Here is a 12349-nt window from a genome sequence, read left to right on the forward strand (position 1 = left end):
CAATAAAAAACGCCTCGCATTTGCGAGGCGTTTTCATTACTTCAGTTAACAGTCACTTAGGCTTGGATTACAGGAATCTCAGCATTAGCGGCTGCTTCTTTATAGGAAGCAATTTGGTCGAAGCTGAGGTAGCGGTAAATATCGGCAGCCATGCTATCGATGTTTTTCGCGTACTCCATATACTCTTCAACGGTTGGTAACTTACCGAGGATCGAAGAAACGGCAGCTAACTCAGCAGAAGCTAAGAATACGTCCGTGTTATCACCTAAACGGTTTGGGAAGTTACGGGTAGAAGTAGAAACTACCGTTGCACCAGTCTGAACACGTGCTTGGTTACCCATGCACAGTGAGCAGCCTGGCATTTCCATACGAGCACCGGCTTTACCGTAGATGCCATAGTAGCCTTCTTCGGTTAACTGGTACTGATCCATACGGGTTGGTGGCGCTAACCATAAACGGGTAGGAATACCGCCTTTTACTTTCTCCAGCAGTTTACCTGCTGCACGGAAGTGACCAATGTTGGTCATGCACGAACCGATGAATACTTCATCAATGGTGCGACCAGCAACTTCTGATAATAAACGAGCATCATCTGGGTCGTTCGGTGCACAGAGAATCGGCTGGTTAATTTCAGCTAGATCAATTTCGATCACAGCTGCGTACTCAGCGTCTTTGTCTGCTTCTAAGAGTTCAGGCTTAGCTAACCATGCTTCCATCGCTTGAGCGCGGCGCTCAAGGGTGCGTGCATCACCGTAACCTTCACCGATCATCCAGCGTAACATGGTGATGTTGGACTTCAGGTACTCAGCAATGGCTTCTTCAGGTAGCTTAATGGTGCAACCTGCGGCTGAACGCTCGGCTGAGGCATCTGATAATTCAAACGCTTGCTCAACGGTTAAATCGTTCAAGCCTTCGATTTCTAAGATGCGGCCAGAGAAGATGTTTTTCTTACCTTTCTTCTCAACGGTCAGTAAACCTTCTTGGATCGCGTAGTAAGGAATAGCATGAACCAGGTCACGTAAGGTGATACCAGGGTTCATTTTACCCTTGAAGCGTACCAGTACTGACTCAGGCATATCCAACGGCATAACACCGGTAGCAGCAGCAAAGGCAACTAGGCCCGAACCGGCTGGGAAAGAAATACCCATAGGGAAGCGGGTGTGTGAGTCACCACCGGTACCAACGGTATCAGGTAGTAACATACGGTTTAACCAGCTGTGGATGATACCGTCACCAGGACGCAGGGAAACACCGCCACGGTTACGGATGAAATCCGGTAGGGTGTGGTGGGTTGTTACGTCGATTGGTTTTGGGTAAGCCGCTGTGTGACAGAATGACTGCATTACTAAGTCAGCAGAGAAACCTAAGCAGGCTAAGTCTTTTAGCTCGTCACGGGTCATAGGACCGGTGGTGTCTTGCGAACCTACAGTAGTCATTTTTGGCTCACAGTAGGTGCCAGGACGAACGCCTTGACCTTCTGCTAGACCGCAAGCGCGACCAACCATTTTTTGCGCTAGAGTAAAGCCTTTACCGCTGTCTGCAGGGGCTTCAGGCTTTTTGAATAGGTCAGATGGGCCCATGCCTAACTCAGCACGTGCACGCTCGGTTAAACCGCGACCGATGATTAACGGAATACGACCACCAGCACGTACTTCGTCTAGCAGTACGTCAGTTTTCAGTTCAAAGGTGGTCACTAGCTCGTCTGAACCGTGACGACGTACTTCACCTTTGTATGGGTAAACGTCGATCACATCGCCCATTGCTAGGTCAGTGCAATCAAATTCGATGGGCAGGGCGCCTGCGTCTTCCATGGTGTTATAGAAGATAGGTGCAATTTTGGTACCAAAGCAGAAACCACCAGCACGCTTGTTAGGAACGTTCGGAATATCATCACCGAAGAACCATAGTACCGAGTTAGTTGCTGATTTACGTGAAGAGCCCGTACCAACAACGTCACCCACGTAAGCAACTGGGTAACCTTTGGCTTTAAGCTCTTCCATTTGCTTGATCGGACCGACTGAACCTGGAACATCAGGCTTAATGCCTTCACGCTCCATTTTTAGCATCGCTAACGCGTGCAGTGGGATATCCGGACGTGACCAAGCATCAGGTGCAGGAGACAGGTCATCGGTGTTGGTTTCGCCAACGACTTTAAATACGCTTAGCGTGATTTTTTCTTCAAGTGCTGGACGGTTTTTGAACCACTCGCCCTCAGCCCATGATTCTAAGACGGCTTTAGCGTGTGCGTTACCGGCTTTCGCTTTTTCAGCCACATCATGGAACGCATCAAACATCAATAAGGTGTGCTTGAGTTGTTCTGCAGCAGTTTCAGCTAGCTCGGCGTCATCTAGCAGCTCAACTAGGGTAGCGATGTTGTAGCCACCTTGCATGGTGCCTAACAGTTTAACTGCATGCGCCTTGTCAATGAGCGGAGAAGTGGCTTCACCTTTGGCTACAGCTGATAAAAAGCCAGCTTTAACATAAGCGGCTTCGTCTACCCCTGGTGGCACACGATCAGTAATTAGCTCGAGCAGGAAAGATTCTTCGCCTGCAGGTGGATTTTTCAGCAGCTCAACTAAACCAGCGGTTTGTTCAGCATTTAACGGCTGAGGCACAACGCCTTGTTCAGCGCGTTCAGCTACGTGTTTACGATAGGCTTCAAGCACAGTTTTACCCTCATCAGTGGCCCCTGTATTATGGCGGGGCGCTTATCCAGAAGCTGTTTTCAAAGTTTTACGAAGGTACTTAAACGGCTAATAATGGTAGGGCTTAGCTAACCGAATTAAGCCCTAACTGTGCGTGACGCTTTGAAAACAGCTTCGGTTCAGATACGGAATGCCTTTAAAAGGCGCCACTATTCTAAGGGAGATACGCAATAAAGTTAAGTCACATTAGCAGAAAGACTAAAACCTGTATCACAGTGAAGGTATAGCTTTACTTTATAGCGAGCCGTTAAGTCGGCACCTGGACTAAACTCAGCACATGCTGCTCAAGTAATACGCACTCGCAAAAAAACTCGTGTCCAGCTTGCCAGCGCGAGTCTAGGTTAATCAGCAGCTTAATCGCACTAATGATTAAAGGTTGTTGCGGGTTGATTACAACTTCAGCCGCCTGAAAACCGAAGAATACGAGCGATAACGGGTAAAGCGCTTTATAGAGGCTTTCTTTAATCGAAAACACTTGGGTTACAAAGAGAGCTTGCTCGACGGGGGAGAGCTGATCTAGTACTCGTTGTTCATTGGCGGTCAGAATGTGTGGCGCTAAGCGCAAGGCTTTAGTTACAGCTAAATAAGCTTCTGCATCGAGGCCAATGCCTTGAAACGAAGTTAGTGGTGCGACAATGGCTGCGGCGAACCCTTGGCTATGGGTAATAGCGCCACAGCTGCCAGTAGGCCAGAGGGCAAAGCCATGTTCTGGGTGTTTGTTAAGGCGCGCTGTTTGGTTGGGCTGCAATATCTGTAGTGCTTGCCGTGCACAGGCACGGCCAGCGTAAAACTCTGCTTTTCGTTTCACTGAACGACCGCTAGGTGCTGAAATACCCAAATAAAGCCAATCTTTATGATCTGGGGTAAAGTCTTTAAATGTTGTGCAGGTTATAACGCATTTATCTTGTAATGCTTTAAATGGCCAGTAAGAGTTAAGAGATAAATAAGACATAAATTTGGTTGTAACGTCTATTAGACAGCGTGATCAATATGTGTAAATTGTTTATCTACCTGCACTTACAACTAAAATTAGTGCCCATTTAATGCCAAAATCGCTTGCTCATATACCTTGATTGGTGTTTCGCTGCGATAAATATCTGACGACAGTAATTGCCTAAAGCGTCTAGCGCCAGGAAAGCCTTGAGCAATTCCCAGTACATGGCGAGTCACATGCTGCGGCGCTTCACCTTGCTCAAGGTGTGCTACAAAATAAGGCAATAACTTTTCTAATAGCTCAGTCCGAGTCTGTACTTTAGGGGCAGTAGCGGCAAATAACTGCTGATCAACTTGCGCGAGCATCCAGCCGTTGTAGTAGGCTTCACGGCCTAGCATGACTCCAGCAAACCGCTGTAAATGTTGTTGGCATTGGTCAAAGGTTTTAATTCCACCATTGAGAATAAATTCAGTCTGCGGGAAATCTTCTAGCAGGCGGGCAGCGGTCTCATACTGGAGTGGCGGCACTTCACGGTTCGCTTTAGGCGATAACCCCTCAAGAATGGCTATGCGCGCATGCACAGTAAAACTTTGGCAGCCGGCTTGGTGGATTGTTGCCACAAAATCATGCAGGTCCTCATAGCGTTCGCGGCCATTAATACCGATACGGTGCTTGATCGTAATAGGTATCGACACCGCGTCCTGCATCGCCTTAAAACAGTCGGCTACCAACTCAGGGTGCGCCATTAAACAGGCACCAATCATATTATTTTGCACCCGATCACTGGGGCAGCCCACATTAAGATTCACCTCATCATAGCCAGCCTGTTCGGCTAATTTCGCGCACTGAGCTAAGTCGTGCGGATTGCTGCCGCCCAATTGCAAAGCAATAGGGTGCTCAGTCTGGTGGTAACGCAAAAAACGCTCCGTTTGCCCATGTAGCAGTGCGCCAGTAGTAATCATTTCAGTGTAGAGCAGGGCATGCTCACTCATTAAGCGGGCGATATAGCGAAAATGACGGTCGGTTAAGTCCATCATCGGAGCGATGGAGAATCTTCTTGAAAGCATGGTATTTAGCTGAAGTTAAAAGAAAGAGAGTGTAGCAAAACTTGCTCAATAAGGCTGTTAGATTAACTGCTGTTATCAGCGCAAAGGTATCTACTAGGTATGAAGTCTAGAATTGACATCCTCCCCGATGTAGTGGTCAAATAATTCCAGACACTTTGTTAAGAATTTCTTCCGCTGCTAGCGGAGTCAAGCCACGATTAAATGTATGTGGTCGTTGCTGATTATAATATTTCATCAGGTAACCACTGATATCTTTTTGAGCAGCCATAAAACTGTTATACCCAAACATTGGTACCCACTCTGTTTTTAAGCTACGAAATAGTCGCTCCACCGGTGCATTATCCCAGCAGTTACCTCGGCGACTCATACTTTGAACCATGCGATATTGCCATAGACGCTGACGAAACTGATAGCTAGCGTACTGTGAGCCTTGATCTGAGTGAAATAACACACCTTGCGGACGACCGCGCTGCTCCCATGCATGCTCTAACGATTTTACGATTAAGCTGGCATCAGCTGTTTCAGACATAGACCAACCAACTACCCGTCGAGCATAAAGATCCAAAACAACTGCTAGGTAACTCCAGCGCTGACCTGTCCAGATGTAAGTAATATCCCCGCACCAAACTTGATTAGGTCGTGTTACAGCAAACTTCCTGTCTAAACGGTTCGGTATATCAAGTCGTTCAAGCGTGGCTTGTTTGTACACGTGCGAGCCTGGCTGCTTACATGATAGACCGAGTTCGTTCATCATCTTACGCACCTTAAAACGACCTATAGTGACACCTTGTTTACTCAGCATACATTGCAAAGTGCGACTGCCCGCTGAGTAGCGACTCTTGTTAAATAATTGACTTACCAGCGCTCTTAGCTTGATGTGCTCGACATCTACTCGTCGCGATCTTTTTCGATACTCATAGTAACAAGAGCGATTAACCTCAAAGGTCGCACACACGATTTCAACAGGGGCATACTCTCTTAACTTCTCAATTAGCGTGTATGTTTCCAATCGTCCGACATTAAGAGAGCTGTAGCCTTTTTTAATATGGATTTCTCCATCTCAAGCCGTCTGCAGCGCTCTTCAAGCTCTTGAATGCGCTGTTGTTCTTGGGTTATTGCTTTACCTTTTGGAGTGATACCTTGACGCTCTTCTGAGAGCTGTTTAACCCATCGGTGCAAGGCCGACTTACTCACACCTAATGATGTGCAGGCTTGGGCAAGACTGTAGCCTTGATCAAGCACCAAGCTAGCGGCTTCTTGTTTGAATTCTGGAGTAAAAGTACGTTGTTTGTTTATCATAGAGCACCTCTTTATGGCGAACATTATCGCCTAAGTAGATGTCTGGTTTCATTAGACCACTACACGCTCCTATTTCAGTGATTAGACAATACATTGAGCAAGAAGCCCGACCGCATTAAGGGAGGCTAACGCCCCCCCCCAGCGCTATCCTTCCCCGCACTAGAAGCACGGGGCTTGTCACGCATTTTGGTCACGTCAAATTAGTACTCGAATATACAGTCGTTGAGCAAGGTAACTTCTGATATGGCCACAGGGTGTGGCCTGTGTGTCTATGAGTGCATCACTCTGTGTCTTTTTTATCTTTTTTATCTATATCAATGAAAAGAAACAGGATGATAGAGCAAAAGAAGGTGATTATAATTATTAGGTAAAAATTTATGAATTTCATATTTTACTTTCTTTTTTAAGTGTGGGATCTTTATATATGATGCCTGATCCTTCTAATAATTCAATGGTTTTTAATGTTTAACGAAAGACGCATTAAGACTTTTATTGTCTTAGGTATTGGTTTTTAGTATCTGTTATTTTGAGTATAAGTAGTTCTAATTGATTACGTAACTATTAAGTATCTATATCAAATTATGCTTTACCTTATTTATTGGTGGCTAAACAATCAGGCACCATTTAGCTGAGCCTCTTAGTTATGTTTTAGATGTGTCATGAGTGTAAGAACAATCACTCCCAATGCCTTCACCACAGCATCTACTGGATCTGCGTAGAAGCTCGTCTGGAACTTGGTAAACAGCTCAGCCGGGATGTTAGGAATATCTATCGCGCTAGCCATTGGTAGTGCGACACGTTTTCCTCCAGCATCAAAAGCTACCTGTAGACATTCGGTGATGCTTTCCACAGTAATGATATTACCGCCAAGGCTCATATACCCCAGAATAACCATCTTATTTTGAGTTGGACGGCCAAGTAGGCCGGAGGCAAAAGCGACTAAACAGCCTAATGACATATCATTGAGTAATCCGGTACTTTGCAGATGCACTGATGCAGTTAGCATTTGCTTTAAAATAGTCAAAAGCGATTTTTTACTTGCACACGAGCACTACTTGAATTCCATAGCCCAGGCGTAGCCAGTTTACCGGTCCCTTTGGTTGCTTGGATTTCAATACGGTACAAACCTGGCATACCTTTGCTGCTAAGACCGATGGTATGAATAAAGCTGGGTTTGCTTGGACTGATAAGGCCTGACTTTATGAAAATACTTTTATAAATAAAAATATTTTTTCTATAAAATTCAGCTAGGAGAAGCCTGTAACTTAAAAATAGCTACCTGTGAATGCACATTACTCAGGTGTAAAGAATAAGCGTATGCTGAGGGAGGAGGACAGAAACACTTCAAAGGTTCAGGATCAGTATTCTTACGGGCAGGATTTTTTCTGCTTGTCCTGATGCGATCGTTTGAGTTTAAAATCAGCTAACTATGTCTGGGGTGTCTACTCACTTTTCAGGCATAAAAAAACCCTTGATTAATCAAGGGTTTATCTTATAAAACTGGCGGTGAAGGAGAGATTCGAACTCTCGATACGGTCTCCCGTATACCCGCTTTCCAGGCGAGCTCCTTCAGCCACTCGGACACTTCACCGCAAATGCTCTGTAAAGAACAGCGCGTATCATACAGGTAATTTATAGAAAAGCAACCTGTAGCTAATACAAATGAAAGGGATCTTTTTTAGCTTTGCTGTTTTTGCGCTGGGTAAGATCACGGGACTTATATAAGCCATACACGGCGCCAGCAATCGGCACCAGTGCTTTCACCGCAGTAAACCATTTATTACTAGAAGCTACTGGCTGCTTAACTGGGGCTGCAGTGGGTGTTTGCCGTTTAAACATTAGGCTAGTGAAGGCCGTGCCGATAAGGCCAATTAAGGGCAGGTAGCTATTACTTAGTTTTTCATAGCCAGCTTGCAGCTTAACTACAGGTTCGGCCACTCGCAGTACTTCTTTACGCATTTGTTGGCGCCTAAGCTCCATCCGCATACGAATTAAGGTTTTACGATCTGGGGGGAGTTGGCCACCCGCTAACAAGTCACGATTCATGATAACAATTGCTCCCTTGCTCGTTTTAGCTCAGCTAAAGAGCTCTCAAAAGGAGTGTGCTCTGACTTTAGGGTGCTTCTTAATCTTAATAAGCTAGCCGCGAAGATTACAAAGTATAACAAGCATACTCCACCAATCGCCCAGTAACGGTGAGTATCCCAAAATGCAATCACCACCCAAGTACTCAAGCCAACAATTAGCAATAAACCCGAAATTAGGGCAAAGCCGATCAGCAACAGTAACTGTGAACTACGCTCTTTTTGCTCTTGCAGCTCAATGCTGAATAATTCGACATGATCATGCAATAAGCCTAAAGCGGCAGCGCCGAAGCGCTTGCCGGATTGAGATAAAGTATGCTCGTTAGACATAATTAACGTTTACCAATCAACATGCCAAGTAAGAAGCCAACTCCGGCACAGACAGCCATGGATTTGAAGGGATGATCTTGCACATAGGTTTCACCTTGATCAAGCGCTTCTTTACCTTTGGCAACCACTGCTTGTTCAGTGTTGACTAAAGCTTCGCGAGCACGTTGTAAACTGTCAGAAATTTGCTGACGCATTTCATCAGCTTTTTCTCCAGCTAACTCGCCTGAGTGCTCAAGTAATTGCTCGGTATCACTCACGAGTGCTTGAAAATCCGCTAGGAGATCGTTTTTATCTTGTGCAATTTTACGTTTAGCCATGATTAGGTAACCTCATTGTCCGTGTATGATGTTTTATTAACTACGGTTAAGTAGAGTGATAGTGCTAAATAATAGTTCCAAGAATGTTGTTTAGAGTATTGGTTTTTTGGAGGTGAGGTGATTAGTCAGTCAGTGGTAAAGCCAGGGTTTATGGTGATCCATAGTAATCAATTGGAAGATTTGCGTGCGTTAGTGGTGCACTGGCTGAAAACGCATCCTTTGCTGCCCTTAGAAAATGAGATCTTTCTGGTGCAAAGCAATGGTATTGCGCAGTGGTTAAAGTTAGCGCTAGCCAGTGATCAGCAGATGCAAATTGCAGCAGCGACAGAAATTGCCTTGCCTGGACGTTTTTTATGGAAAATTTACCGCAATGTCTTAGGCACTGAAACTATTGCAAAGCAGTCGGCGCTAGATAAAGCGCCCTTAACTTGGCGCCTTATGCGTTTATTACCCACGGTGTTAGATAACCCGCTGTACGCACCGTTAAAACGTTTTTTAGCCGATGATGAAAGTCTGCGTAAACGCTATCAGCTAGCCGAACGTTTGGCGGATTTGTACGATCAATACCAAGTCTACCGTGCAGACTGGTTAGAAGATTGGGAGCAACAACAGGCGCAACTGCGAATTAATGCCAATCAACTAAAAAAGCTTACCGCCGCGCAGCAGCAAATCGTAGACTGGCAAGCAGACTTATGGCGAGTGATGCTTGAGGATGTAGGGCAAGAGGCGATTAATAGTAGTCGGGCAGGTGTACACCAACACTTTATGCAGCGCATGGAGCAGTTAAGCCAAGCCCCACAAGGTCTGCCGCGGCGGGTGATTATTTTTGGTATTTCATCATTACCAGCACAAACAGTTGAGGCCTTAGCGGCTATTTCACGCTTTACCCAGGTATTACTCTGCGTACACAACCCGTGCCAGCATCACTGGGGTGATATTGTTGAAGACCGGCACTTGCTTAACCACCAATACAAACGCCATGCAACTAAGCAGGGGATGCCTAGCGAAGTTGATTTAGAAACCTTGCACCAACATGCCCAGCCTTTATTAGCTGCTTGGGGCAAGCAAGGCCGTGATTACATTAACTTGCTTGATCAGCATGATGACCCGGAACACTACCTAGAGCGCTTTAAGGCGATTAATCAACGAATTGACTTATTCGACCCTATGCCTACCAGCCACTTATTAGGGCAATTACAGGACGATATTCTACAGCTGCGCTCACTAAGTGAAACCCAGCAACAGTGGCCGGCAATTAATCCAGAGCAAGATCAGTCGATTCAGTTTTCGATTTGTCACAGCGCATTACGCGAAATAGAAGTGCTGCACGACCACTTACTCAAGTGTTTTAACCAAGACAGCACATTACGTCCGCGGGATGTAATTGTAATGGTGCCCAACATTGATCAATACGCGCCCTTAATTCAGGCGGTATTTGGCCAGTATGCCTTGCAGGACGAACGCTTTATTCCTTTCACCCTGAGTGATCAAACCCAGCGTGGCAATGATCCACTGATGATTGCGGTAGAGCGATTGTTACATCTGCCGGAGCTTAGAATCACCGCCAATGAAGTGCTGGAGTGGTTAGATGTGCCGGCGATTCGTGAGCACTTTTCGATTAGCCAAGCCCAATTACCCTTATTGCAGCGCTGGCTGCAAGGCGCTGGTGTACGCTGGGGCTTAAATCAAGCCCATCGTCAGCAACTGGGTTTAAGTGCAATTGATGCACAAAACAGCTGGTTATTTGGCCTGCGTCGCATGTTAATGGGCTATGCCGCCGGTGACAGTGAGCGCTTGTTAGGCATTGAGCCTTATGCTGAAGTGGCAGGATTAGAAGCTGCGTTATTAGGCCCATTGTATGAGATGCTACAAGCGCTTGAGCAGCTATTAGGCGAAATGTACCAAGAACAGACTGCAGCGCAATGGGCAAGCGTGTTCGCCAACTTATTAAGCCGGTTTTTCACTGCCAGCAATGAGCGCGAGGCCGTCTTGCTGCAGCGTTTACAGCAAGGCTTAGAGCAGTGGTTGAGTTTATGTGAGGACGCAGCATTTGATCAGCCATTGCCTTTAATGGTGGCCCGCGAGGCTTGGTTAACCCAGGTTGAAACTGATCGTTTGAGCCAGCGCTTTTTAGCCGGAGCCGTTAACTTCTGTACCTTAATGCCAATGCGTGCGATACCCTTTAAAACAGTATGTTTACTGGGAATGAATGATGCGGATTATCCTCGGGCACCGACCCCGTTGGATTTTGACTTAATGGCTAATGATTATCGACCAGGCGATCGTTCGCGCCGTGAAGATGACCGGTATTTATTGCTCGAGGCCTTATTATCAGCTAGAGAACAGTTATATATCAGCTGGGTAGGGCGTAGTGTGCGCGATAATACTGAGCTGCCGCCGTCGGTGTTGGTTGGGCAGTTGCGCGAACACCTAAATGCTGGCTGGCAAGCAACTACGCAGCAGCCACTGGTTAACGCATTAACCACAGAGCATGCGCTACAGCCTTTTAGTTCTCGTTATTTTGCGGCAGATAGTGGGTACTTTACTTACGCTAAAGAGTGGGCGCAGAACTTTATGTCTGATACTGATCGCTTACCAAGTCCCTCATATCCGACCTATCGGACAGCTGCACTTGAGCCACAAACTGTTTCATTGGCCCAATTCCAGCGTTTTATGCGCAATCCAGTAGAGAGCTTTTTGCACGAACAGTTACAGGTTAACTTACGCCGTTATGCCAATGAATTAGAAGACACAGAGCCCTTTGCATTAGATGCGTTACAAGTGTTTTCAATTAAGCGCCAAGTGCTTAATCAAGCAACTGCTAGGTTATCGCCAGAACACTCAGCAGAGCAGTATGTGCAAGCTGAACTGCAGCGTTTACAAGGTCAGGGGATTTTGCCATTGGCAGGTTTTGCTGAGCACTGCATCTTGCAAATGCAGGCAGGATTAGTCGAACAGCTAACGAGTTATCAGCAGCTCATTAAAGAATGGCCCTATCTGAATCAGCAGCCTAAGCCCTTAAGCTATCAGTATCGATCAACTGAATTAACCGGATGGTTGGGGGGCTTACGTCAAAAAGCAGCTAATTCATCTGAGTTGGCGGCCATTTATCTGGAGCCCAATGTGCTAAAGAAAGGTAATAATTGGCGTGCCCACCGTTTACTTAATGCCTATATCACTCATGTCTTAGCTGCCGCTAACGGCATTAATTTGACCAGTATTATTCAAAGTGAAGGGATGCAAGTCATTTTTCAGCCTGAACCGCAATTACCAGCCCAGCAGCAAGTGCAGGAGTGGTTAGAAATCTGGGAGCAGCACCTATTAGAGCCGTTGCCGATTGCGCAAAAAACGGCTTTTGTATTTCTGGAAGCCTTAGCTAAAGGGCCATTAGAGGCATCGACTGAGCAAGCCCAACAGCAGGCGAAAAAAACCTATGAAGGCGATGACTACCAGGTAACCGGCGAAGTACAGCAGTCCCCGGCGCTGGCTCGCTTTTACCCTGACTTTACAGCGCTTAGCGCTGATCAACGTTTTTTTCAATTGGCCCATGTACTGTATGCCGCACTGCATCGTTCGCTGACTTTAGCTGGCGTGAAACAGGAGGACAACTAAC

At 46.3% G+C, this 12349-nt stretch carries 9 protein-coding genes and 1 tRNA gene; 1 reads left to right on the top strand and 9 read right to left on the bottom strand.

Annotated features, from left to right (window positions below):
• Positions 1 to 56: 56 nt before the first annotated feature.
• The 9 genes from acnB to AKN87_RS02490 form a co-directional block, all read right to left on the bottom strand.
• The gene (acnB, locus tag AKN87_RS02445; protein WP_053102342.1) at positions 57 to 2666 is read right to left on the bottom strand and encodes a bifunctional aconitate hydratase 2/2-methylisocitrate dehydratase; all 2610 of its coding nucleotides are present in this window, start codon (positions 2664 to 2666) and stop codon (positions 57 to 59) included.
• 286 nt (positions 2667 to 2952) lie between these two features.
• Entirely contained in the window at positions 2953 to 3513 is a 561-nt protein-coding gene (locus tag AKN87_RS02450; RefSeq protein WP_158487638.1) for a 4'-phosphopantetheinyl transferase family protein, read from the bottom strand.
• Between the two features lie 221 nt (positions 3514 to 3734).
• Positions 3735 to 4706 (bottom strand): tRNA dihydrouridine(20/20a) synthase DusA, encoded by a 972-nt coding sequence (gene dusA / locus AKN87_RS02455; protein WP_053102344.1) that lies wholly within the window; start codon positions 4704 to 4706, stop codon positions 3735 to 3737.
• Positions 4707 to 4842: 136 nt separating this feature from the next.
• Positions 4843 to 6005 (bottom strand): IS3 family transposase gene (locus AKN87_RS02460; protein WP_096334862.1). Its coding sequence is split into 2 segments (ribosomal slippage): positions 4843 to 5750 and positions 5750 to 6005, totalling 1164 coding nucleotides; the frame shifts between segments, so codons are not numbered across the junction.
• 637 nt (positions 6006 to 6642) lie between these two features.
• A complete protein-coding gene (locus AKN87_RS02470; RefSeq protein WP_231692557.1) occupies positions 6643 to 7029 on the bottom strand; it encodes a S16 family serine protease in 387 nt (128 codons plus the stop codon).
• 477 nt (positions 7030 to 7506) lie between these two features.
• A tRNA-Ser gene (locus AKN87_RS02475) sits at positions 7507 to 7596 on the bottom strand.
• A gap of 62 nt (positions 7597 to 7658) precedes the next feature.
• Positions 7659 to 8051, bottom strand: a complete 393-nt coding sequence (locus tag AKN87_RS02480) for a hypothetical protein (RefSeq protein WP_053099502.1) — start codon at positions 8049 to 8051, stop codon at positions 7659 to 7661.
• Positions 8048 to 8419, bottom strand: a complete 372-nt coding sequence (locus AKN87_RS02485; protein WP_053102346.1) for a phage holin family protein — start codon at positions 8417 to 8419, stop codon at positions 8048 to 8050. Before AKN87_RS02485 ends, AKN87_RS02480 begins: the two co-directional genes overlap by 4 nt.
• 2 nt (positions 8420 to 8421) lie before the next feature.
• Positions 8422 to 8736: a DUF883 family protein gene (locus AKN87_RS02490; protein ID WP_053099504.1), complete on the bottom strand. Its 315-nt coding sequence runs from the start codon at positions 8734 to 8736 to the stop codon at positions 8422 to 8424.
• 150 nt (positions 8737 to 8886) lie between these two features.
• Here AKN87_RS02490 and recC point away from each other — a divergent pair, with 150 nt between their 5' ends.
• Positions 8887 to 12348 carry an exodeoxyribonuclease V subunit gamma gene (gene recC / locus AKN87_RS02495; RefSeq protein WP_053103607.1) on the top strand — a complete coding sequence of 1154 codons (3462 nt, stop codon included), beginning with the start codon at positions 8887 to 8889 and terminating at the stop codon, positions 12346 to 12348.
• Position 12349 lies beyond the last annotated feature (1 nt).

Origin of the sequence: Thiopseudomonas alkaliphila (genome assembly GCF_001267175.1) — a bacterium.
GTDB lineage: Bacteria > Pseudomonadota > Gammaproteobacteria > Pseudomonadales > Pseudomonadaceae > Oblitimonas > Oblitimonas alkaliphila.